Source organism: Prevotella sp. C0026C3 (assembly GCF_056590795.1).
In genome coordinates this window covers 18,741-44,800 of record NZ_JBWPWW010000018.1, presented here as the reverse complement: position 1 = coordinate 44,800, position 26,060 = coordinate 18,741, and the positions used below count along the sequence as shown (strand labels likewise).

The following is a 26,060-nucleotide window of genomic DNA, read 5'->3' as shown; positions in this document are numbered from 1 at the left end:
AAAGAATGCGGAATTACCTGTATAAAGGCAATTCCGCAAGGATTTATAGGCTATTTAAGTTTTACCAGACAGCAATAATATTTAATATATGGTATCATCTTGATATGGGGAGTCTTTCAGACTCAGACATGTATTTTGTCCTTTTTCCGGAGGTTTATGCTATCGCTTTAACCACCGGCTATGTATGGGTTGTCCTTCGGACAGATCTTGATTGTAGGGATACACATGTCGGATTCACAAGCAAATCGTATTCTTGATACATGATGATGAGTCGATGGTTGAGGCGGAGTGTATAGCCAACAGGAAAAAGCGAGGAAAAGAGATATTAGATGGCAATCGGGCTTTTTGATACCATTGTCTTAGGAGACCGGAAAATAATAAGGGCTGACTCTATATCACATAGAATCAGCCCTCTCAATTGTATACCTAATCTTAAAAAAACGTTGATGACAATTTTATGGTTGCTTACCGATGTAAGCGAGGATGCCACCGTCTACATACAAAATGTGTCCATTGACGAAGTCGCTGGCGTTGGATGCAAGGAAGACAGCGGGACCCATGAGGTCTTCGGGAGTTCCCCAGCGTGCAGCCGGAGTCTTACTGATGATAAAACTATCAAAAGGATGACGGCTTCCATCAGCTTGGCGTTCGCGCAAAGGTGCTGTCTGTTGGGTGGCGATATAGCCCGGACCGATACCGTTGCATTGGATATTGTGCTCTCCGAACTCCGAACAGATATTGCGGGTAAGCATCTTTAATCCGCCTTTGGCAGCTGCGTAAGCCGATACGGTCTCTCGTCCAAGCTCGCTCATCATTGAACAAATATTGATAATCTTGCCTGCACCTTTCTTCTTCATGCCCGGAATGACGGCTTTACTCACGATGAATGGAGCATTGAGATCGATGTCTACCACTTGTCGGAAGTCTTCTACCGACATCTCTTCCATAGGGATGCGCTTGATGATACCGGCATTGTTGACCAATATATCGATGGTTCCTAGCTCATGTTCAACGTTTGCTACGAGTTCACGTACCTGCTTTTCGTCGGTCACGTCGGCGATATATCCTTTTACTTCGATGCCTTTGGCTGCATAATCGGCCAATGCACGGTCTAGATGTTCTTGACTGCGGCAGTTGAAAGCGATCTTAGCTCCTGCCTTATAATATGCTTCAGCAATGGCAAATCCTATTCCGTAGGCTGCTCCTGTAATCAAAGCTACTTTCCCCTCAAGGGAGAAGTTTTTTGAAAATGTGTCCATATAACGATTGATTGTTAGGTTTCAAATTCTGATAAAACATTTATTTCAGGTCGTTCGTCTTGATTACCTGCATGTCGCCATAGTCAAGATTCTCACCAGCCATACCCCAGATGAAGCTGTAATTACTTGTTCCGGCAGCACAGTGGATACTCCATTGCGGAGAAATAACGGCCTGTTCGTTGCTCAGCCACATAGGACGTGTTTCCTGTGGTTCACCCATGAGATGGCAAATCATTTGGTCTTGAGGTACTTGGAAATACAAGTAGGTCTCCATACGGCGCAAGTGTGTGTGGGCAGGCATGGTGTTCCAAACTGATCCGGTCTTCAATTCTGTGAGTCCCATCTGCAACTGGCAGGTGCGAACTCCGGCTACACCGTCGATAATTAATTGATTGATGACACGGTCGTTTGAACCGGCCAAAGAACCGGCTTTGATAATCTTGGCTTCTTTCAACGTCACTTTACGCACGGGATAAGCTGTGTGGGCAGGTGCACTGTTGATATAGAACTTAGCCGGAGAGGCTGCATTCTTAGAAGTGAGGGTTATTTCTTGAGCGCCACGACCGATATATAGTGCCTCTTTGAAGCCTAGCTGATAGGCCTTTCCGTCGACTGTGACGGTACCTTCGCCACCAATATTGATGATACCCATTTCGCGATTGTCGAGGAAGTGTTGCGTGCGGAGTGGGGCGATAGATTCTAGTTTCAGTGGAGTAGCAGTGGGCTCAGCTCCACCAATAAGGAATCTGTCGTACATAGAGTACACCCAGTTCACCTCGCCGGGAGCAAAAACCTTTTGTATAAGGAACTCCTTGCGTAGGCGTTGAGTATCATAATGCTTGGCATCTTCTGGATGATTGGCATATCTTACCTCATAGTGGGTATAGCTATTTTGCGCCATCAGGGTGATAGCCATGAAAGCGAACGAGAGTAATAGGAATGTTTTCTTCATAATTTTATAATTGATTAATTGGATTTACTGACTGATTCTTTCTCTTCTTGTAGGATTCTACGTCTGTTGATAAACATCAAAACGACAGCAATAATAACTAATATTGCTGCCCCGATATAGGCTGTATGGCATGTAAGTTTGTAGATACACCAGCCAAATAGCGAAGAAGCGAAGTCGAGAGCACCGCCTGCAAAGCCTTCTGGAATTTTGGCTGCGGCATCTTGTGTGGCAGCATATACGGCATTGGCTGCGATGGTGAAGTCGGGTGCCATGTCGGTAACGAAGTATAGACCGACGGTGAGTGCCACCAAACCAATGATGAATGTTTTGACAACATTACCTTTAGTAATAGGTAGAACCATTGGGAATAAGTAGAACATACCGGCTAATGACGCCAAGGGAAGGAATTGATTGCCGGGTAAAATGACTGCGAGGAAGAGTACGGTAGGGATGAGGAGCAAGCTTACAACGAGGGTTGTGGGATGTCCGATGACCAATGCCGGACTCATACCGATATTTACTTGTCTGCCGTTGAACTTCTTTTCTACGAGCGTTTTGGTTTTCTCAGAGATAGGTAAGAGACCATCTATGAACAAGCGAGTGATGCGTGGAATCAACTCCATTACCGCTCCCATGATGATACCTAGTGTGAGGATGCCTTTTACATCGGATTGTGCGAGGTAGCCGATGAGTACTCCGACGATGACTCCGAGTACAAGTGGTTCTCCCAACACACCAAACTTCTTCTTCAATCCCTCGGCATCAATGTCGAGGCGGCTGAATCCCGGTATCTTGTCTAAGAGTTTGTTGATAACCAATGCAAAGGGTACAAAACTCTGACAGAAAGGTTGTGGGATGGAGATACCATCGAGATTGCCATAATACTTTTGGAAGTTATTGGCTGTCAAATCTGCCATAACCATGGTGATGATATAGCAGATGATGGCGGCAAAGTAGCCCCACAACAAGCTCTCGCCCATGACAAAGTAGACCACAGCACCAATAAATGCAAAGTGCCAATAGTTCCAAAGGTCGATATTAACGGTACGGGTGGTCTTAGTGAGTAGCATTAAGAGATTAACGCCTAGGCATACAGGGATGACGAGAGCTCCCACTGCGGTGTTGTAAGCCACGCTGGCTGCTGCCGGCCAACCCATATCGAAGACACCTAACTGGAGGTTGTAGATACTGGCAATCGATTTCAATGGAACGTCGAAATTACTGGTGAGCAGTCCGGTAACGATACCAAGACCAACAAATCCGACTCCCACATAGAGGCCGGATTGTAGAGATTTTCCCGGACGCAAACCGATACAGATGCCTATAATCGTGAAAAGAATAGGCATCATGACGCTTGCGCCAAGGCTGATGATGTAGCTGGAAATTTGTTCGAGAATCATATTGATGATACTTAATAATTATTTTTTAATGACTTTCTTGCCGTATTGTATATATACACCTTGAGGAAGTTTATTTAAATCTGTTCCAACAAACTGTCCATTTAGATTGTAGATATTTTCCGGTCGACCAATTACGGAAGTGCGTAATTGGCTGATGTCGGTTGTAGGTTTCTTGACTTCAACGCTCAACAAAATACTGGTCTTTCCTATAGAGCCAATTAAAACGTTACCATTAACTTTGGAAACACCCTTGTTGAGGACATTATTAGGTTCTATAGTAGATTCAAAACCACTTAAAATCGTAAGGTTTTCTGATGTTAGTCCACGACCATCTTTACCACCGGGACGGCTTACGACGATGACAGTATCGCCCACTGCGACGTTTGGAATAACGAAGAATGCACCTGGCATTTGTGGGTAAATGCCGTAGCCTTTTTTCCCTTTGTAAATACGGAAAGCTTTGTTATTATTTCCTTGGAAGCGTCTACTACCCTCATTTGCAAATCCAAATTTCAATCCTTTAGTCATTTCGAGTTCTACACCGTTAGCTTCGACAGTGCTAGAATATTTGGCTGCAGAATCTGCTACATTGAAGTATGGACTATAGTCTTTACCCTTTTTTGAATAGCGGCCTACGTATATGCCCTTTCCACTAGTGCTTGTGTTATAATAATAGGGATCGGAAAATGACCAATCTGCAGTGAGGTTCGCTTCATCATTTGCTGATAATGTGAGAAAATCCCATTTCTGTTGAGCCATGCTGGCCATACAGATGGATAACAATGTTAGTGTTAACAGGTAGATTTTTTTCATAAGATAGATATATTAAAGATTTGTATAATTGTCATTCATTGTATCAATAAGGTATGATTTATTATTGAGTAATGGTGAAATTATATTTTCCTTTATTCATAACCGTTTTTGCTTTGAGTGTCACTCTAAATATTTCGTTGCCCCAAACATTAGAGAGTCGCTTGTCGGTAAGGGTAACGGTCTCTATTGATGGGCTGAAAATATTGGCATCATAATGCAGAAAAGCCTTTTGTCCTTTGACAGAAACACTTACGATACCGGCTTTAGAAATGTTTACCTGTCCCCATGTCATGAAGTTGATTTCATTAGCTACGGTTGCATTTGACAGCTCAAAAGCATCGGTGATGATTACTTTATCCTTCAGAAGTTTATACGTGCGGTTCCAAGTTTTAACGCCTGCTGTAGCTGGATAAGCTTTAGCAATATCTATATTGAACTGCATTTGTTTGGCATTGAAGACTGTGTTTGTTGCTTTGTATTGAGTGCCATTATGTTGAGGAACACCATTAATCAACGGGAGATTATGGTAGTTGCTCTGCATAGTCCAAATATTGTAGCGCTCGCTACTGAAAGTCTGTTTGGTATAGGTACCCACTCCGGCATCAATAAAAATTGGAGTAGAGTTGATATAGAAAGAGAATGTACCTACATCATTGTGGTTATGACTCTCGTTGTTAAAGCCACCTTTCATGGCAAGGAACATCTTGTTCTTGTTTGTTAGGTAGCAAAATTCGGTTTCGGGATACCACGTATAGGCTGGATGGTTGAGTGTTCCCTCAGTAGCTTTCAACTCTTCCTTGATGGAAAGTGTAGCCAACATGCGGTAAACATCGGTGCCTGAAGAAAGGTAGCGACCTTGTTCTTCGGTCTTTGTGCTCTTCTTATCAAGGTAAGCTGCGAACTTTTCCATGAGCTGGCTGCCTACACCTTTACCATAGCGGAAGGCTGTTGGAATGTAAGCTAAGTCGGCTTTGGCTGATGCATCGGCAAAGTTGACGACATAATCATTACCTACGTAGCTTCGAACGATATACTCGCCCATGTTACGCACCATTGGTTCGTGCGTCACATCTAGCTTTCCACCGGTACTCATACGGAGTAGTTCGATGTAATCAAAGAACTTTCCGGAAGCATGCCCCCAATAAGATGGGCCTTCTTCACAGGCTCCGTCTTGTTTGATATAGTTGAGGAATTTGTCTACAGACTCTATTGTTAAGTATACAGCATTGGCCAGTTTGTCACGGTCGTTTTCTATTAACATGTAGCTTTGGAGCACATTGAAGTTGCACCAAGGGGTCCAATTGTTGAGTAGGCTTCCTTTCTTATAATTACGAGCCATCCACCATAAGTCGTTATTGTGGATGAATGGAAGCAATTGGCGTTGTATAATCTCATACTTCAAGCGTGGGGCTATCGTCTTATCCACCTTATCAAACTCGCTGTGGAAGAAGTGATAAATCCACGACATCATGGCTCCTACCTCGCCACTACCAAGGTCTATAATTTCTTCATCGATGGATGGAAGAGGAGAATGTGACTTTTGTAGACTGCTCAAATGGGCTGAAAGTACCCACGAAGCCCGTTCGCAGGTGAAGTATACACCATTGATGAGTTGGGGTATGAAGCGACCCTTGCCCTCAGCAAGTTCTGCTATCATCAAAGCGGAGATAGCAGAGTTATTGCTAGTGTTTGGTTCTTGCATAGCGCTACGGTTGCCTGTCTTGCTGTATTCTAGGTAATCGGTTGCCTTTATAACTCGCCATTCATAATTGAGATAGCGTTTGCCGCGCTTGATGGCAGCCTCTTTGGATGCACCGAAGAGTTTATCCCATCCTGCTCTATCACTATAAGTTGGATAAGGAACCCACTTTTGGTTCATTACAAGTGCTTCTTTCAATGCTTCTTTAGAGATTTGACGCTCTAGCAAATTCCTTTCTGTATAAGCTTTGCTTGATATACTACAGAGTAGCATCAAGGTAAGAAGCGAATATTTAATAATATTTTTCATGTCAGTTCTTGATTGTTAGAATCATGTATTTATGTAATGCTACACGATTATTAGTGAATTAAGGTCTTCTTTCCATTGATGATATAGATACCCTGTGGTAGTTGTTTGGCATCTACATTCAGTTTTTCTCCCTTCAGTGTGTAGATACCTTTATTCAACTCTTCGGTTGGTCTGAATATTTGAGGTGTCTCTATACCAGTGGTGATTTGCTTCATCCATACGTTGTCTTTACCTAGACGGCGCTCCAATTGAGCTAAGTATAGCGAGCGAGGATTGACAGCTGTGCCATAGCTTTCGTTACATTTCATTTGGTCTTCAGCAAAGGTGATAAGATGTCCATGGAATCCAACGACCATTGGCGGCATTACTTTTACCCATGTTTTACCATAGTTCCACCAATTAAAGGTACCAAAATCCTTGGTCTGAGTTTCCTTTGATTCAAAGTTCCAAATCACTAAATCGTCTAAGTGATTAGGCAATTGGGTCTTATCTCCTCCCATTCTTCTAGGCATAAATCCACCTTTACATACATCAATAAGGGTAGCGCGAGGCTGTGTGGCATGGCTTTCAAAGCAAGCATCTTTACCCCAATCGCAGTTCCAAATTACACATCCAATGCTTTGTTTAGATACGCCGCATGCATGATATTGACCTAAACCATCGTAATGCGTCTGATAATCTTGCTCTACATAATAACCATCAGAGTGGTCATATACGTTTCCTATGAATGCACGTGTACTGTTTTGTGCGCGTACCGCAGAGTGTCCACGATTACCGGAAATCTCAATCTCGTAAGCACTTGTATTGGCACATTGTTCAAAAGTGAGTGCTTCGCTGACACTCTCAAATCTAACTCGTCTTACCCAAGAATCTGTCAAGCGCATCAAATTAAGGGGTTTATAGGCTCCATCGTCCTCCCAAGAGCCATGATGTTTAAACTTATCACGAGCATGTCCAATGAATGTAAGATCCTCAATACCCACTTCTTCATAATGTGGATATTCTTGTAATATCCATCCCCAATTTTCTTTTACCTCGTGCATAATGGGTTCTTTGAACGTTACAACATTGCCGTTGACAGATTCAACAACATGGTATTCATTTACTTGAACACCTATATCGATAAGGTTTTTCATTGAAGGCTCACGCTGGCAGGGATGTAATTCCTCATCAATGACATCATCATTATTATTCACAAGTTTGAGCCAGACCCATTGATTAGGCTTTATTTGACTTACATCGTCTAGAGTAATCGAATGTGACCCTTTCTTTGAATCAGCTATAACATCACCGTATTTAATAATGTCATTATCTTTTTTACCATTGTTTTTTACCTGCAACATCATTTTAGAACTATACATGACTTTTTCGTTTTCAGGTAAATTTGGATCTTTCATCTCAATGAAAGTTTGATCCTTACCATCTCCTCGGATAACAAAACCGCCCATATTTATTATAATAGGTTTGGAATGCATCTTACCAACTTTCTTAAAGTTATCATCTTTATCATGCAGTATATAATGTCCTTTAGGAAAGTAGATGATAACTTTAGCTAGATTTTTTTTCCCAAGTTTCTTGATAAGTGCTTCAAAAGCTGTGCGATCCGACTTCCCATCATCGGGTATTAATCCCTCTTTGGTGACGTCATATTCTGTATATCCTTGGGCTTTGAGTTCTGCAATTGTAGGAGGAACTTTCTCTCCACGTTTATAGCCAGCATAAGAATAGTCCAAGATAGCACTACTTGTAGGATTGGCTTTGAATTCAGTCCAATAGTGATTGTCGTCTTGTGCATAAGCACTAAGCGACAGCCCTAATCCGATAAAGATAGATATATGGTGTTTCAATGAATGGTAATGCATATTGAATAGATTATAAGTTAATGCTTCATGTTATTGCTTGTAGCTTCTACTTTTCTGCTTAATGCTTCCAAGAAGTAGTAATCAGCATAGTTCAAAGGCACATCGATTTCGTTGTTATGAGGTATACTACCAACAGAATGCATCAGTAAGAAGCATCCATTTGCTCCTATGGCAGAGCGATAAGCCGGTGTAGAAAGGCTTTTCATCATCTTATCGGCAATCTTAGCATACCCTTTGTTAGGTGCATATTGCTCCATCTCGTAAAGAGCTGAAGCTATACAAGCGGCTGCAGAGACATCTCTCGGTTCGTTAGGAATCTCCGGAGCATTATAATCCCAGTATGGAATCAAGTCTTTCGGCATGTGCTTATCGTGCAGAACGAAGTTGAGTGTACGCTCTGCTAAGTCGAGATAACGACTGTCTTTGGTGTATCGATAGCAAACGGTGAAACCATAAATGGCCCATGCCTGTCCGCGAGCCCATGCTGATTCGTCGGCATATCCTTGTGCGGTTACACGACGACGCACCTTTCCCGTAGCATCATCATAGTCAACGACATGGTAGCAACTCGCATTCTTACGGAAGTGATTTTTCAATGTTGTATTGGCGTGAGATACGGCAATATTCCAAAAAGTAGAGTCTCCAGATAGTTTGGTAGCTTCGAATAGGAGTTCCAAATTCATCATGTTGTCGATGATGACAGGGCATTTCCAACCGCGTTGTGACTGCCATCCGCGGTCTGTATTCCATGATTGAATGACGCCGGCTTTAGGTCTGAATCTAGTACAAAGCGACTTTGCTGTTTGTACTATGACATCTTTATATTCCTTATGGCCTCCGAGGCGATAGCCATTGAGATAACTTGACCCGATCATGAAGCCCACATCGTGGTGCCATGTCAGATATTTGATGGAGTCAAGGATGAGTGTATACTGTTCTGCGTGGTTCTTCCAACTTGTTTTGTTGGTAAGATTGTACAGATACCACATACATCCTGCTGGGAATCCGGAGCACCAATCGTCGGTAGGAATATACACGACTTGCTGCTTAGAGTAATTATATGTCTTTGGTAGAGCGAGTGGTTGAACCTTTGAAATGTTGTCTACCATGAGTCCATATTGCTTGTCGGCAAATAGAATGTCTTTTTTAATCCACGTGTTATTTGCCTCTCCTGAGAAGACAGAGAGGGAAAAGAAGACTGTTAGTCCAAGTGATAGTAATTTTTGCATGGTTGATTAACTATTTATTGTTTGATGAATTCTAAATCATAGCTTGCACCATCTTGCGTTTCAATAAGAATCGTTGTAGTGTTTTGCTGTATCGTTGTTTTAACTTTGTTCAAAGGTTTTTGAAGTGCCCATTTTCCATTGATGGTTAGTGTTACAGGCACTATTTGGCTTTTGTTTTTTGGCCATGAACGCGAATAGACACTACGTTCTATCCATTTTCCATGTTCATCATATTGCTCATCGCTCTTGCCACGATATAAAGCCAAGTCGGGTTGTGCGATGGTAAGGGTCAGTTGACTAGGCTTTTGAGTGTTGGTCATGAGCAAACATGGGGTGTCAACACTGCGAACCAAGTCTCCCGGAAGTGGGGTAGTAGTCGCTTTCCAAATGACATATGAGTCTGTATGCTGTGCTTTAGAACGAACAATATGGGCAATACTATCTTGCTTCAGCATCTCATAAGTGGGCGCTTTGGCAAAGGTCTCTAGCTTTTGGGGTGTCGTGTTTGGCAATATCACATATTGGTATTGTGCATTCTGTGGTGCCATGCCATGCTCAATAACGAGTGATACCCAGTCGCCTTTCGTCTCCTCGTCTGTATCTTCTGTGCGTGATAGCTGTGGAAAATTCTTTCGTAGGCTTACACTGTTGGGACAATAGTAGCCTGTTGACAAAGCATCAAGATAAGTATGGCCTGCTGTAGAGACTTGATTCCAATAGTCATGTTGGGCAGCTGTAGTTGCGACTTGCTGAAATATAGTGGTCTCTGTTGGATATTCCGCAACCTTATTCTTGATATTTGACCCTACACAGACTATCATTCCGTCAATAAAGTGGAAAGATTTATGAGCCCACAATGTACCATTATACTTCTCATTCTCATGTAGTATCATCCCAAAGTTACCATTTCGCCCTTGTTGTGAGAGTCCGCCTGCGAAGCTTTGGTCGGATAGTAACATCTCTTCTAAGCCTGAGAATCTATCTACATTGTATATTTTGGCTTTCAATAAGTCTAGTGGTAAGATAGTAGTCGTAGTTCCGGGAATATGCGCCCAGTCGAATCCCGCTTCTTGCCAACCACTTGTTGTTGGAGTCACATCGCCTTCTTTACTTGTCAATAGTTGTAGGCTTCCATGCGCCAAATAGCGTCCATAAAGATTCTCTTTGTTGTAATGTTCGGCTGCCCAAAGGTATCTTGAATGGCCTACAGCTACAGCCGCCCATTCTCCTCTGCGATGGATGGAAGCACAAGCGTATGGCATCGACCAGTTGCCTTGTGGAGCTTGTTCTGCTTTGAAGCCTTTAGCTTGAAGTGTTTTCCATATTTGCTTTTCTAAATATGATTTTTTTGGCTGAGTTAATCTCAGATAGGCAGCAGCCATAGTCGTGTCTATTTTTTCGTCGTTCTCAGGATTTCCAACCATTGCCATAAGGGCATAGTGTTCCGGAATCAACTCTCCCAATCCGTCAGGATGGCGACCAGACATGGTTAAAGGAAAGTGACGCTTATTGCAATAGAATCGCATGGCCAGTAGGGCTTGGCGTACGGTGCGATGTGCTTCTGCCCCCATTTTGAACGAGGTTTGTTTCAATATGTAGGCCATTTGAGTAATTCCACTCAATCCACCGATAGCGTATGCGGGATAATGGTGGCAGTGATGATAGGCACTGCCATCTACTTTAAACGCATCTCTTAATCCGTCTGCCGGCAGACAACCATTGCTCAACCAACTACTGAAGGCCTGTAGACGCCCTACTTTCTCCGGACAGTCTTCCATCATCAGTATGCTTGCCATGCAACCAATGGCTTCTGTATTAAATGTATCCATGTCCGAACCGGGGGCTGTAGGTATGTCATAGAGCGAATTGGTCTGTGCATACCATAGCAAAGTTTGCTCGGCTTCATGCGAACGGCCACTTTCTCTGAGTACACCTCTCATGAGATAATAGGCCGGGAACATTTGTCGTAGGCTGTAACCATAATGATGGATGTTTCCCCAACAACTACCATACACAACTCCTTGGTCAGTAATATGGTCGTACATATTGAGGAACATGCCTTTTAATTCGTCTTTTTGTTCTGCTGAAGTGGCATGATGGTAAGCTGTTGCAATCTGATTCATCAACTTGAAATAGTTTCCCATTTCTACTCCGGCTTTGATGAATAGGTTTTTATCCCATTGGGGGAGCAAGCGCTCGTAGGCTTCCGAGTGGCGTACAAAGTAGATAGGTGTACCTACTATATGACCGTTTCTGCGTTCAATGTGGTATTTCTCATATTGTTTCCGCATATGCTCCATAGACTTGGAAGATAGTTTTCCGGGACTGTAGATAATATCCAAGAAACGTTTTTCCATCATTCTAATGTCATTCACTTGCGATGAGGTGAGTGTTGAAAATGATGTTTGAGGCTTTTTGAGAGAGTTATTGTATATCTGTAACCAATGGTTTTTCGTATCCTTATTGACAAAAGGTACTTGTATGTCGGCAGTTTGCTGACGAGCATCTACCTTGGTTGCCAATATCATGTGATCGAAATATAAGTCGCCGGCAGTCTTTGGAGCTTCTACACGTAGTTCGTTCATCCCTATTTGAGGAGTTCCTTCCATATCGCGTTCGTAGCATACCCATACACCACGCCATCCCTTAAAATTGATGTTCATAGGAAAAGAACAACATGACTTACCTTCTTTCAGAAATGAAAAGCGAATCAGTGTATTCTGTGGTTTCTCATTATAAACCCATACAATGAATGCCGAGAGGTAGGTGTCTTTGCCGGTTACGTCCTTAGGTTGAAACTCGATATTCTTTGAGAGGCTCAGTACACCATTCGCTTTAAACTTCCAGTGCATGGAGTTAGCACCATGCTTGAAGTGGTTAGATGAAATTTCGACCTTTGATTTTGAGGTTTGAATATCACTTAAGTCTTTCTTGTTCTCAAACGACAATAATTGTCTCACCTCCACATCCTTTGCCATAGACGGGGTGGAATTGATAATGAATGCCAACAAGATAATTAGACTCCGAATCATTACAGAATGATATTTTGATACGATTATTTGATAGTGGTAGGTTATCAATCCTCGTATTAGGTTTTAATATTTTTAAGACATAGCCTATATATTGGCTAGAATCTATGCGTGAAGTTATTATGGTTATCGCAAATTTACTTCTTTATTCGCGCGTATCAAAAAATATCTGTGACGAAAAAGTACAAAAAGACTCAAAATTAATACAATTGCCTAATTATCAGTATCTTCTGTTCTATACTTCGAAGGCATAATGTGGTAGAAGTCTTTGAAGCATTTACAGAAATAACGAGCAGATGAAAAGCCGTTTTTATCGCTTACTTCTGCAATGGAAAGGTTGGATCTTGTCTTCAACATGTTGGCGGCTTTCTTCAGGCGGTAAGACTGTATGAAACTCATCGGAGTGTCTGAGGTAAGGCTTTTCCACTTGTTGAATAAGGCTGTTCTCGACATACCAATCTCGCGTGCAAATTTGTCTACATTGAAACTTGGATCGGTGTAGTTTTCCTCTATCAACTTGAGTGCACGCTCTAATAGCTGCTTATCTATTTCGTTGGTGGCTAGCATATCGGGCTGTTGTTCTGCTGATTTAGAGAAGCGTTGCTGTAACATTCTACGATTATTGATGAGATTATTGCATCGCGCCAATAAGATACTAGCTACGAAAGGTTTGGTGATATAGTCATCGGCGCCTATCTTGAGGCTCTCTACTTGGTTGTCGACAGATGTACGAGCCGTTAACAGCACCACAGGGATATGGCATATCTCCGGATTACGCTTGATAGAGCGACAAAGTTCGGTACCCAGCATTTTGGGCATGACCAAATCTGTCAATACAATATCAGGCATCGTCTCTTTGACTGCGACTAATCCTTGTTCGCCATCTTGTGCCGTCACCACTTTATAATAAGGACGGAATAAGTCTAGAAGCATTGTGAGGAGAGTTTCGTTGTCTTCAACAATAAGGATAGTGGCAGTCTCTTCGGGCTTTTCTACGATTTGCTCTACTTCCTTATCGGCTATCATGGTGGTCTCTACAGGGAGTGTCTGAACCATTAATTGCTGTTGTCCGGTAACCTCTCCTTTTGGAATTTCTATGATAAAAGAGGTACCGTTGGCTTTGTCACTTGTTACATGTATCTTTCCTTGATGCAATTCTACGATACCTTTGACAAGTGCCAGTCCGATACCGGTGCCTAGTTCGCGTGATGATAATTCCAATTGTTCTACCTGATAGAAACGGTCGAATATCTTTTCTATTTGTTCGGTAGGAATAGGATTGCCCGGATTATTCACAGATAGGGTGAAAGTTGTTTCGTTGGCAGATAGTGCTATCGACACCTCTCCGCCTTGTGGAGTGTGCTTGATGGCGTTGGCCAACAGATTGTTGATTACTTTTTTCATTTGTAGCAAGTCGAGCTTAGCAATAATATGTTCCGCATCGCATTGCAATTTCACTTCGATACCCTTGGCTACGCCATATTCCCGATAGATGAGGAAGGTCTCGTAAATAAGTGAGGTTAAGTCCAATTCCACGGGATGTATCACCATCTTGCCTTGTTCCTGCTTTCTGAAGTCGAGCAATTCCGTGATAAAGTCTCTTAGTTGCATGCTACTTTTGTGTATGCTGAGGAGTTTTGAATACACTCTAGGACTGAACGTGTCCATACCAAGCATACTTTCCGACAACCCGATAATGACCGTAAGCGGGTTTCGTATCTCGTGTGAGATGTTCGTAAAGAATCGCAGTTTTGACTGATTCATCTCTTCTATGTCCGACGCTCGTTTACGTTCGTACTTCAAAGAGGCGTATAGCTTGACACGTTCTAGATAGTTGCTGGTGAGATACCAGATGATAAAAAAGAGAATAAATGAATATGCCAAATAGGCCCACCATGTCTTATACCATGGCGGTAGAATACGAATCTCAAGTTTTGCCGCTTGTATCTCCGGTCTCGACGATTTACAGATTAAGGTATAGCTGCCCGGATTCAAGTTGGTGAAGCTTACTACCGATTGTCCCTCATGCAGTTCATTCCATGTCTTAGAGTAACCTTCTAGCTGATAGACTAGCCGTGCACGGTTGTCTTCTATGTGGTTTGAATTGGCTATCTCGATAGCGAACATTTTCACATTATTCTTCAGTATAAGTTTAGAAGTGTATTCCAATGCATGCTCTAACAATCCTGTTTCGTCTTGAGGGCTCACCTCTTTGCCATTGACGAAGAGTTTGCCAAATTCTATATTGTATTTTTTTGAAATATTGTGCAACAGTTTCTCGTTGAAGAATAGCATTCCATTGACACCACCCAAGAATACTTGGCCGTCTCTACTTACATAGAGTGCACGCTCATTGACGGCCGATAAGGGGAATCCGTTATCTCTTCCGAAGTTTTGGAAATGTTTTTCTTTGAGATTGAGTTCGGAGTAACCTTGATTGGTAATGACCAACATCTTGTTGGTGGATACCGACGATTCGCAGATGGAATAGACACAATCACTTGCCAATCCGTTCTTATTAGAATCATAATTTTCAAAGTTGTTGGTCTGCGCAATGTATCTGTCTATACCTGTACCTGATGTGCATATCCACACGTTTCCCTGTCGGTCGGTGTAGATTTTATTGATGTTGTTGCTACTGAGCGAATGTTGATTATGCTCATTGTGTCGATACCAATACAACATTTGCTTCCTCATGTCATAGCAGAACACACCGTCTCGTTCTGTTCCTATCCAAAGTTGCTGCTTCTTATCAATGGTAATACACGGTATAACCGATATATGCTTACTGAATTTATTTCGTTTCAGCAGTGGTGTACACTTGCCAGTCTCCGGCGTAAAGAGGCAAACTCCATTCTGTGTGGCGAGTATCAGCTTGTTGCCATAGGGCACGATGTCTCTTACGATGTTAGAGGGTAGGGAGTGAGAGTCACCCTCTCGGCGACTATAGTTGGTTATTTTGCCTGAATTCAAGTCCATTCTGTTAAGACCGCCCAAGTGTGTTCCTGTCCACAGGCATTGTCTTTTTCTGTCGTAGTATATGGATTTGAGGTTATTATGTGCAATGTTATTGGGGGTAGAAGGTAGCGAGAACCATTTTATCTTTCCGGTATTTCGATCGTACATGTTAAGACCGCCACCTTCCGTACATATCCATATGTGGTTTTGGTCATCTTCTGTCATACTTCCTACGATAGGACTACTTAGTCCGTCAGCAGGGCTTTTGCCCTCTCTGAAGTAGTTGTATATTTCATATTCCGGGTTGAAATAGTTCACTCCACCGAAGTATGTACCCATCCATAGTGTACCTTGTGAGTCTTTGGCTATACTCCAAATAGAAGCATTTGTCAGGCTCCCGGCCTTGTCATCGGCATTATAGAGTAGGAAAGTACCATTGCCTTTATCAAATCGCTGTAGTCCCCTGAATGTACCAATCCATACATATCCTAAGTTATCTTGGCAGAATGTACGTACAAAATTGCTCTGCAAGCCGGTATGGTCTTCTGCTCTTATATTTCTGATGCGCCCGTCAGCGCTTATCCGATACATGCCGTCGGCCCAACTACCAATCCACGTCTCACGTTCTTTGTCGGTATAAATATCAATGATACTTCCCCTTTGGATGATGTGTTCTAGCTTTCCACGCTTTGTTCTGCGGTATACCCCTCTGTTTTTTGTGCCAATCAGCATATTGCCTTGGCCGTCGAATCCGATGTTGCTGATGGTGGTATTATCGGGAAGAACGGTAAATATAGTATGCTGGAGATCATGATCATAGGTATAGACGGTATTCTCTATGCCTACATATAATTGTTTGTTGAATTTGATAGCACTTACAGGTGCGTGATTGATGGTCTTAAATCGTCGGGTAGAAATGTCCATCATGGCCAGTCCTTCGGTACATTGCAGATATAGTCTTCTGTGTCCGTCGGATATAACCCGGCTTACGGTGTTACAAAAAAGCGAATGTGGCTCCCCTTTCTTTTTGCGATATACGGTGATGGTCTTACCATTATAGTAATTCAATCCCTCGCGTGTTGCAATCCATATCATGCCCAATGAGTCTACACAGACACTATTTACAGATACTTGCGACAAACCGTTCTCAGGCATCAAATGCTTGAAAGTGATGTTTTGAGCTGATAGCGATGTTGCTAATAGGAGTATTGATAGGAATAGGAGAGAGAGTCTTTTCATGTAGTGAACTGCGTAATTAGTGAATGACAACCTTGAGTGGGCTCTTTAAAGCGGCCATATATTCCTCACTTCTGAGTTGCCATTCGGTTTGTGTACGGACATCGTAGTTACTCCATGCACTACCGAAATAGTAGGTATAACGTGCATTGTTCTGCAATTTCTTCACGATACCTACTACATGGCCTTCATATCCTTTGTCGCTATTGGTCTTGGGGAGATACTTTGTTTGGGCACTTTGAGGGAACAGGATGCCTGTATAGATCTGGAAGTTATGCTTCTCCGGTGCATCCGTAGGGTCTACATATAATAGGTAGTCCTTACCTAACATCATGTCGTGTTTGTCGGTAGAGTGCACTACAATGCCGGCTGCCATGTCCATAGGCTTTTGTAGACCGTCGTACCACACTGTCATCTTATTATAGTTGGAGCCCTTGTCAAGGCTGATGATGCGATGTTCGGTCACTTGGTCGTTGTCACCGATCTTCTTGGTCTCGTATGTGAGAGCCAGTGTAAAGCGCAATGGACCGTTGTCTAGTATATCGTAGTCTTTGAAACAATAGGGGAAGATGAGTTCGCCTTTGCTCATAAGAGCCGGGGTGCCACATCCTAATGTCGGACCAACATTGTAACAATCCATACCGTTTCCTTGGTCTAAGTGGAACGTTGTAGCCAATCTGATAGCCTCGGCTTGTTCCTTTTTCCCCTCTCTGAGGAGTTTTTGTTGGCGGGTCGTACCGTCTAAGGCCTGCGTGTAGCGGTCTTTGACGACAAGCTCAGATGTATTTTTCGTCCAAACATCAATACCGAAAGCGCGTTCGCCGGTCTTTTGTAGTGCCGGTCCGTATACGCGATAGATACCTCTATCGTTTTCCCATGTAATGTCATCTACTCGCTCGCGGTAGAATTTCCCATATACCCATGCTTTCATGGGGTGGGGAATACCTTTCTCAACCGTGAATATGGCTTTGCCAAGAGGCAAGATTTCTACATCAAAAAGGAGTTTCCTGTCATGTGTAATTTGGTATGTTATCTGCTGTCCAAATGCATTTTTTACGATGATAGACTCGTATTGTCCGGGAGTGATGTGCTTGACGATGCTGTCGTAAGATACTTCCACGAGCTCTTGTCGTTGTGTAGGTAATTCGTTTGTGACGGTAACGGTTACTTTTTGAGCATGTCCAGCCAATGGTAACAAGTAAAAAGCTGATATGATGCTGGCGATTTTTAGTTTTTTCATGATATATTGTGTTTACTATTTTAAATGAATTGCAGTTGTGTCAGGGCTTTTTTGAACTACAAAAATACGTAAATATCTCTTTTTTACAAGCTTTTTTGTATTTGTTTAACAAAGTGCTTCTATGAGTAGATTTGCGATATGTTAGTTCGTTGGTGAATATGATGCTGGTTGACTCTGCGTTTGACTCTACCCCAAACAAACTGAATGAAAAAGTTGAATGAAAATTTTGCGGATTCAAAAAAAACGCATACCTTTGCATCGCAATTCGGAAATGGACTTTTGAGTTGCGAATAAATTGGGATATGGTGTAATGGTAACACTACAGATTCTGGTCCTGTCATTCTTGGTTCGAGTCCGAGTATCCCAACAAGAAAGAGGTTAACAAGTTGTCAATACAACGAGTTAACCTCTTTTCTTTTATACATAATATCGACAAATGAGGAAAGAGCGAGATATAGTTTGATAGGCTATATCTCGCTCTTTTGTGTTTATTTCGTTTCTAAGTGTCGTAGAATATAGTCCCTACATTCTTCCATCAGCCACTTCGGTGTGCTTGTTGCACCACATATACCGACAGTTTTGATACCTTCAAACCAACTCATTTCAATCTCTTCGGCTCGTTCTATTTGATGGCTGTTGGGATTGATATTCTGGCATTGCTTGAATAATACTTTGCCGTTGGAGCTCTTTCGCCCACTGACAAAGAGGATAACATCGTGGCGTGTGGCAAATGTGGCGATGTTGGGCATGCGATTGGCCACCTGCCGGCAGATGGTGTCGAAGCTCTTAAAGGTTGCTCCATCTTGCATGTGAGTCTGTAGGTAGTCGATGATTCGGTGAAATTCGTCGAGACTCTTTGTTGTTTGTGAGTACAGATAGATGTCGCGTGAGAAGTCCAACTTTTTCACATCTTCAAACTTCTCTATCACAATGGCCTTGTCATGGGTTTGTCCAACAAGTCCCAAAACTTCGGCATGACCATTTTTTCCAAAGATAACAGTCTGCGCATTGTCTTCGTTGTTATCGTGTTGTCTCTTGATTCGGCGCTGTAATTGTAGTACCACGGGACAGGTAGCATCTATGATTTCGATGTTGTTACGCCGTGCTATCTCATAGGTTTCGGGCGGTTCTCCGTGGGCACGGAGTAGCACTTTTACATCATGAAGGTTGCTCAACTGGTCGTGATCAATTGTAATGAGGCCACGCTCGTGCAAGCGTTCCACTTCCATCCCATTGTGTACAATATCGCCAAGACAGTAAAGTGTCTTGCCGGAAGCCAGCTCTTCTTCGGCTTTTTGGATGGCTGTGGTGACTCCAAAACAGAATCCACTGCCATTATCTATTTCTATTTGTAACATGTAACTTCTTTCTATAGTTTGTAATCAATATTGATAATCACCTTCGAATGTTTTGGGTCGTTGGTTATCATCAATACGCGTGGTTTGGTACGAACCTTTCGTAACAGGCCAGCCACGCCTGTAATCTTGAGTTTCGTCTTCTCTCCGGGAGCAATCTTGGTTTTGTTCAGCGCCACTTCTATGCCGGCGGTGAACATTTGTAACTGCCGAATGTCGAGTACAGCTTTTCCCTTATTCTCAATTTCGATGACTCCTTTCAAACGCTTCCGTCCTTGGAAACTACCCAAATTAAGTGTTGTGGCAGAGGCTGAGAAGACTGGATTGCCTTTCTTGAAGACCGAATTTAGTTGGTTAAAGTCAGGCAATAACACTGTAGAAACAGATATTGCTTTGTTTTCAGACACCTTATCACCGGGCATAAAGCCTAGGTAAATAGTTGTCTGATTAAGTCCTAAATCGCGCACCAAACGTGAATTGAGTGTCACGGTAGCCACTCCAGTATGTCCCGGAGCAATGCGCGATGGAGCAATCTCGGCTTTCAGATAGTTCGGTAAATGCATCATGACCGGCTCAGCCGTGCGATCGGTGCTATTATAAATATGTATCTTCTGAATCGGGGTATCCCCTCTATTCACGTCGTCGAACTCTATATCGCCAATGTCGGTGTGCAATTGGCCGAGTTCAATGGGATATGTTCCGGCAAAAGAGGTCAATTGTGCCACCACGACACCCTTTAAAGTGAGCATGGTAGGAGTCGTTCCACCAGCTGCATAGATACCAATCTGTTTTTGGAAATGTCCCAGTTGCTTGGCATCGTAAGTAGCTTTTACACTGAATGCTGCACCGGGTGCGATGCCGTTGATTGGGAATTTTACTTGTGTACAACCACAATCCGACAGTACTTTTTCTATTCGTAATTCTGTCGTTCCTGTATTCTTTAGTTTGAATTCCACTGTTGAGGGAGTACGAAAGAGCACCTGTCCCATGTTCAACTCATTACGATCAGCGGTAATCTGTTGTGCCTGAAGACCTAAAGAGGCTATCATGAACAACGCTGTTATCATTGTTTTTTTATTCATTCGCTTGTTTTCTTATTTAATATGTAGGGATTTGTCCGTAGCTCGTCCGCTATATTCGGGAGCATAAGCACATTGTACAGTGCACAGCCCTGTTTGGTATTCGCCGGCACGGTCGATGTAGTATTCGGTTTCTACGATGTGTGTGCCTTTAGCCAATTGGTCAAAATAATAGTTCGTAGTATTGTCGCGTGGGGCACAATAATAGCCCCAACGATAGCCACTAAGTTGTTTGACAGGCTCTAGGCAGGCGGCACGCTTATCTTGTACTTGTACAAAGTCATAGTCACGATCGGCAATTATCGTGATACGAATCTTTATCTTGTCGCCTACTTTCAATGGGGTAGACCGGGGAGCAACGATTTCTCGTTTCACCTGAATACCCATACTTGCAGCTTGGATGTCTATTGTGTTTTGGGTAAATTGGGCGTATAGTGCACCCCAACTAGTGCCTTCGCCCTGCTTTTCAACCGTGAATGTCTTCATCGTTTTGCCCTCTTTCATCATTTTCACATATCCGGTTGCAGTCGAAGGCTTTGCTTCGAGCGCTGTACCATCAATGGAGAGTGTGGCAGGTGTAGCGTCTATCTTGAATGCGGATAGCCCTTTGGCAGGATTAGAGCCAAGTGTAAATGCGTAAATAGCATTAACAGCATTGATGGGAGTGTCCCAACTTTGGGTACGTTTGCATTGCAAGAGCCAGCGTTGCATGTCGTTGATAGTCTGCTTTTCAGTGGGATGAAGCAAATGGAAAGCTTCTATGGCAGCTACCTCTGTAGGAATCTTGTAGTCGAACCAGCTGTAGTAAGCATTTCTAGAGTCGTAATATCGTCCCATTTCTTCCTTATAAACACTGTATTCATTCAGGCTCTTGAGATTGGTCTCTGCCTGTTTCTTATATCCGTTTCGAGCCAAAATGACGGCTGTGTTGGCCTTTCCATAGATGGTATAATCGGCCGATGAGGCGGCAATCTGCTTCAACATGTAAGCTTGTGCTTCTCCTCCTTGGCGTCCAAGGTTTTTCAACAGCGACTTGATATAGAGTGTCTCTATTGTCATTTCGCTCGGCTCATCTATCTTAACACCGCGTTTTCGTTCCGCCATCATATAGTCGTATTCTTCTTGGAGCTTTTTATCCAAATACGTAATAGACTTTGTGATAAGCCTAAAAGCCTCTTGGTCGAGTGTCACAGTGCAGAGACGAGCCAGCATCTTGGTCACTTCGGCCGTCACATAACGACTCCCTCGCATGCCGGGCCACCAACTCCATGAGCCATCGGGGTTCTGCAGACCGCTTAATTTTTTCAATACGATGGTCTGGCGTTTCTCCAATTGCGACTCATCCAAGTAGTCAGCAAGCAACTGTTGTTGCTCCGTCTCGTTCTTAGCATCTGTCAACCATGGCGTTTCATCCAATGCCAGCGTCTTTAATTCTTCATTCTGCATCAGCTTACTCTTCTGTTGGCTGTTGTTTTCTATCTTCCATTGCTTGATGACGTGGCTGATAGCAGAGTCTGAATATACAATATTTGTTGCTAAACTATTGGCATAATAGGCAGCCGCTAAACTGATAGCGTCGTCGTCACGTGTGTTGCTGACGGTGGGTAATGCCTGTATCATCAACCATTCTGGATTGTTGGTATACTCTATAGTCAACTTCACATCCTTGTCGATAGGTGCTAATTTCGTCAAATCCACGTTTTTTACACCTGCTCCTATTTGTGAGAAAGCGTACGTATTGGTAACTATTTCCTGCTCAGGCATGATGAGTAGATAGTGCTGTTCGCCATCGCTGAAGCCACGACCTTCTACCATTGTACGGCAAATCAACAATGAAGAGTTGAGGCCTCGACCTTCCATGAAATTCTTAGGAGTTACGATGAAGTTAACGTTAGCTGTCTTTTTAGCCTCCACATTGAAGTCTTTTACCACTTCGGTAAGCACTTTCTCCGTCTCTGGATCGATAATTTGCAGCGTCGCTTTGCCCTTTACAGCCTTATCAGAAGTATTAGACAGACGTGCATTGATTTCTCCCTTATCGCCTTGACGCAAAAATCTTGGCATGTTAGGTTGTACCATTACGGTCTTTTGAGCTACCGCCTCGTCCTCCAATATGCCATATTTAATATCGGAATCGTGTGCTAATCCTATGAACTTCCACGTGGTTACGCTCTCCGGAAGGGTGAATTTTACGTTTACATTTCCGTTCTTATCGGCCGTTAAAGCAGGATAGAAAAAAGCTGTTTCGTTGAGGTTCTCGCGTAGTTGAGTCGTAGTCTTCGCGGTTTTTTCCTCTTCCTGAGCCTTTGGCGTCTCAAGGATTTGAATTCCGGCAACCTGACCTTCAAGTGCATCATTGCTCTTCATCAACCTTTCTGCCTTTGTTATGGCAGAGCCGACCATCACCGATCGTGTTTTTGTTGCGGCAAAAGCGTAGTAAGGCATGGTTGCCCTAAAACCATAATCTAAATTAAACACCCCATTATCGAAGTGCGAGAAGTTGAACTCTTTCTCCGGTAATGCCCGCATGGGTAGCTCCCCATACATCGATATGTCGTTGAAATCGATTGTCTGCCAACGTGTGTTAGGCAGGTTCAGATACAGTAATGGTGAGAAATTCCACTTGTTTTTACGTATTTGGTCAAGGCTTTTGTCGTACATCGTTGCCATTAATTGTGCATTTGCAGCCTTGCCATCGGGGTGCTTGATGGTCAATGTCCATTCCTCATTTTGCCCCGGAATCAAACGGTTACGGAATGTTTTCCACTCCACCTGTAAGCGTTTGTCGGGTAAAGCTCGGCTAATTTCTGCTCTATGTGTATGGCATTGACCGTCTTTCACCCATGCGTAAGTAAGTAAAATGCCATCTCCCCATTCCTTTTGATAGCGGAAGGCGCGTGTGTTCAGCGCCTCACTTTGCTTGATAACGCCACTTTCCAACACTTTCTCATCACTCAACATGGTGTACAATATATATTGGTCGGGATCGCTCGACCCTATCTGCACATATACCGGTTTACCATCTTTAGGGAATGTATTGGCACTCTGATAGAACCAATCGTGAGTAGGTATAACGGGGTTCCTGTCTTTCACAGAGAAGACCACGAACTTTTGTTCCAATGTGTCTTCATTACATATAGCCTTCAACACGTGCAAACCCGACTTCAATTTCGTCATACGTGAATCGCTGATAGGCTCGTTAGCCTGCCCCGACATCGACATGTCATCAATCTTGAAGTATACTTTCCCAGCCACAGGTTCGCCCGATATATTCAAGTAACTGAAAGTAATGGCTTTTAAACTGTCGCTTTCTATCTTCTGTGGGAGATTATTTGTGAATATCGACGTGCGATTACTGAGTGGCAAACGTGTCTCGCCCGTATGGCTTTCACCGTTCAGGTCGGTTACCTTCGCCTGTATTTCGTACGAGTAATAGCGTGGTGTGTTTATGTCGCCTTCTTCAGGCAACTGCATCGGAACCTCTATTTTGAAAGTTCCATCGTCCGTTGTTACAGTAGTATCGCTCTTGATAGTCTGATCTGAACGTTCTGACCGATACCACCTGAAAGCCGAACGACGTACCACAGAGTATGCCACTTGAGCTCCTTGTACGGATATTCCTGCATACGTATGTGCCTTCCCTTGTACACTCACCGTGTCTCCGCTGTGGTAAACTTGTTTTACCTTATCGAATGAAACTTCAAATGTGGGGCGCTTATATTCTTCTACCGAGAAATCTGTATAGGCATAATCTACGTTTGCACGCACCGAGAATCGCCCGGTCAAACCTGTAGATGGCAACGTAAATTCGGTCGAGGCGGTACCGAAGGCATCGGTCTTCACGTCGCGCGAAGCCACTTTCTTGCTATTGGCATCGTACAAAGAGAGTGTCACTTGTTTGTCGGCGATAGCCTTTGTCTCTGTATGAGCGATGTTGTTATACACGATTGCGGCCACATGCACCGTTTGCCCGGGACGATAAATCTTTCTGTCGGTGAGCAATTGAGCCGTCTCGCTTGTTCCCTTATGATTGGTATAGTTGAAGTAACCGTTAAATTTTGTCTCCGGACAGTACTTGTCTTCATCGGTATAAGCGTGAATCCAGTCGGGCATGCGCTTCGAATAAGAGACCATTGCCTCTCCCTTCTCGTTGCAAACAACCGTTTGTATATCAGTCTTTTCTTCGAAATCCGGATGAGTAACTAGTTTCACCTTTGCCCCCGGAATTGGTTGACCGGTAGTAGCACTTACCACGGCAAGCCTGATTTGATGGTTGGGTAATACCTCGGACATCACATGTATATCGCTCACATGGAGTAAGGCACGCTCGACAGCGATGTTAGTATTGTCAGTTGTAAACTCTATCAAGTACACGCCTTTTGTTAGTCCCTCTATCGTCATAGAGTCGCTTGTCACCTTATAAGCAGGCAGTCCGATGTATCTATGAGTAATAGTCTTCTGTGTATCTAGCTGTAGATGCTTACGCAATTCGGTATAATCGTCTTCGTCATCAGCCTCTAACTCTACATAGCCGGTATAATCCAATCGCGTTACCGTCATCCTCAACTGCTGTACATTGGTGATACTGCGGATGGCAACCGTACGTTTCTTATCGGGTATCTGAACTCCTTTTCCCATATCTACCAAGAAGCAGGGTAGGGTGAGACGTGTTTTGGCATTGCGTAATATATTCATACGTGGCCAAGTTCCCCAGCGGCTGAGTGCATAGTTGATGTAGTTGATTTTCTCTTTTACCGATGTGTCTATTGCCTTATCCATGAAATTATAGCGCTCAATAGCCACTTCGCCGGCCATGGGTAGGTCATGGTATTCGTAGATAAGAGAGTCGAGGGTTTGTAGATAGTGCGATTTACGTGCTAATGCCACGTCTTCCCGACGGTCTTTTTGGGTGATGAGATAGGCACAGATACACGCTGCGGCCCTGTTTCCATGCGCTTTATAATAATCGTGTAGCTGTTGATAAGCCTCAGCTTCCATGCCAATGACATGTAATAGATCTTCATAGAAGATGTTGCTATCGTAACCTTTTACCACGAGCGGTTCGTAGTTTTTCGCCAATTGATGAGCCAACAAGTCCGGATGGCGCATAGATTTCTCGTAATACTCTTTGCTGATACGCTCATGTTCTTCCTGTGTTTCATAGTTTTTATAGATATGTCCCAGCACCGAGGCATAGACATCGGCTAGCACCTGATTCTTCCTTTCTGCTTTCTTTTGCTTTGTTTCTAGCAGTACGATGTGTTTCTTTAGGGAATCGGGCGATATAGATGTCTCGGCATCAGCCATTTTCAACTGTGCCTTGATGAGTTGTCCGTAGTCTCCGGCAGCCGTAGCTTTATCCACAATTACATTGAGTATCGAGATTTGCGTCTTGGGTAAATCCTTCTTTTCAGCCGCAGCCACTTTCTTCCAAAGCGACACATAACTCTCTGACATTCCTACAAAGGGAAATAAAGTAATCATCGTGATGAGAGCTAACAAATATTTCTTCATATCGTGATGCTTAAAAATCGATTCCCAATAAGTCTTGATTGAATGTGGAAACCGAATAATATTTTATTCAGAAGTGTATAATATATTATGCAAAGATACAAGAAATCTGTAGCGAAGCAAAAGAAA

13 protein-coding genes and 1 tRNA gene are annotated in these 26,060 nt (G+C 43.2%); 1 reads left to right on the top strand and 13 read right to left on the bottom strand.

The genetic code is table 11. The features are described 5' to 3' along the window. Nucleotides 1–455: 455 nt before the first annotated feature. The 10 genes from AC1EK4_RS10230 to AC1EK4_RS10185 form a co-directional block, all read right to left on the bottom strand. Complete coding sequence (locus AC1EK4_RS10230; protein WP_036897328.1) at nt 456–1,259, bottom strand: gluconate 5-dehydrogenase; 804 nt, start codon at nt 1,257–1,259, stop codon at nt 456–458. Nucleotides 1,260–1,299: 40 nt separating this feature from the next. Continuing rightward, a complete protein-coding gene (kduI, locus tag AC1EK4_RS10225) occupies nt 1,300–2,211 on the bottom strand; it encodes a 5-dehydro-4-deoxy-D-glucuronate isomerase (RefSeq protein ID WP_036897324.1) in 912 nt (303 codons plus the stop codon). Between the two features lie 14 nt (nt 2,212–2,225). Beyond that, nucleotides 2,226–3,611 carry a PTS galactitol transporter subunit IIC gene (locus AC1EK4_RS10220; RefSeq protein WP_036897322.1) on the bottom strand — a complete coding sequence of 462 codons (1,386 nt, stop codon included), beginning with the start codon at nt 3,609–3,611 and terminating at the stop codon, nt 2,226–2,228. An 18-nt stretch (nt 3,612–3,629) separates the two neighbouring features. Beyond that, on the bottom strand, nt 3,630–4,424 hold the full coding sequence (locus AC1EK4_RS10215) for a hypothetical protein (protein ID WP_156431022.1): 795 nt from the start codon (nt 4,422–4,424) through the stop codon (nt 3,630–3,632). 61 nt (nt 4,425–4,485) lie between these two features. After that, nucleotides 4,486–6,432 (bottom strand): heparinase II/III domain-containing protein, encoded by a 1,947-nt coding sequence (locus tag AC1EK4_RS10210; protein WP_480358164.1) that lies wholly within the window; start codon nt 6,430–6,432, stop codon nt 4,486–4,488. A 50-nt stretch (nt 6,433–6,482) separates the two neighbouring features. Next, entirely contained in the window at nt 6,483–8,294 is a 1,812-nt protein-coding gene (locus AC1EK4_RS10205; protein WP_480358162.1) for a DUF4955 domain-containing protein, read from the bottom strand. A gap of 17 nt (nt 8,295–8,311) precedes the next feature. Beyond that, a complete protein-coding gene (locus AC1EK4_RS10200) occupies nt 8,312–9,523 on the bottom strand; it encodes a glycoside hydrolase family 88 protein (RefSeq protein ID WP_480358161.1) in 1,212 nt (403 codons plus the stop codon). A 14-nt stretch (nt 9,524–9,537) separates the two neighbouring features. Beyond that, a complete protein-coding gene (locus AC1EK4_RS10195; RefSeq protein WP_480358159.1) occupies nt 9,538–12,555 on the bottom strand; it encodes a chondroitinase family polysaccharide lyase in 3,018 nt (1,005 codons plus the stop codon). Between the two features lie 210 nt (nt 12,556–12,765). Then, nucleotides 12,766–16,749, bottom strand: a complete 3,984-nt coding sequence (locus AC1EK4_RS10190; RefSeq protein ID WP_480358157.1) for a hybrid sensor histidine kinase/response regulator — start codon at nt 16,747–16,749, stop codon at nt 12,766–12,768. A 16-nt stretch (nt 16,750–16,765) separates the two neighbouring features. Further along, a complete protein-coding gene (locus tag AC1EK4_RS10185) occupies nt 16,766–17,986 on the bottom strand; it encodes a DUF4861 domain-containing protein (protein WP_062432983.1) in 1,221 nt (406 codons plus the stop codon). A 296-nt stretch (nt 17,987–18,282) separates the two neighbouring features. Here AC1EK4_RS10185 and AC1EK4_RS10180 point away from each other — a divergent pair. Continuing rightward, nucleotides 18,283–18,353: transfer RNA gene (locus tag AC1EK4_RS10180), tRNA-Gln, on the top strand. Between the two features lie 121 nt (nt 18,354–18,474). On the opposite strand, the gene AC1EK4_RS10175 is transcribed toward AC1EK4_RS10180, so the two are convergent. Genes AC1EK4_RS10175 through AC1EK4_RS10165 form a run of 3 tightly spaced genes read right to left on the bottom strand, consistent with a single transcriptional unit; the run spans nt 18,475 to nt 25,934 of the window. After that, entirely contained in the window at nt 18,475–19,344 is an 870-nt protein-coding gene (locus AC1EK4_RS10175; RefSeq protein ID WP_480358155.1) for a 4-hydroxy-3-methylbut-2-enyl diphosphate reductase, read from the bottom strand. 11 nt (nt 19,345–19,355) lie between these two features. Then, on the bottom strand, nt 19,356–20,423 hold the full coding sequence (locus AC1EK4_RS10170; RefSeq protein WP_480358153.1) for a DUF1573 domain-containing protein: 1,068 nt from the start codon (nt 20,421–20,423) through the stop codon (nt 19,356–19,358). A gap of 12 nt (nt 20,424–20,435) precedes the next feature. Beyond that, a complete protein-coding gene (locus AC1EK4_RS10165; RefSeq protein ID WP_480358151.1) occupies nt 20,436–25,934 on the bottom strand; it encodes an alpha-2-macroglobulin family protein in 5,499 nt (1,832 codons plus the stop codon). Between the last annotated feature and the right edge of the window lie 126 nt (nt 25,935–26,060).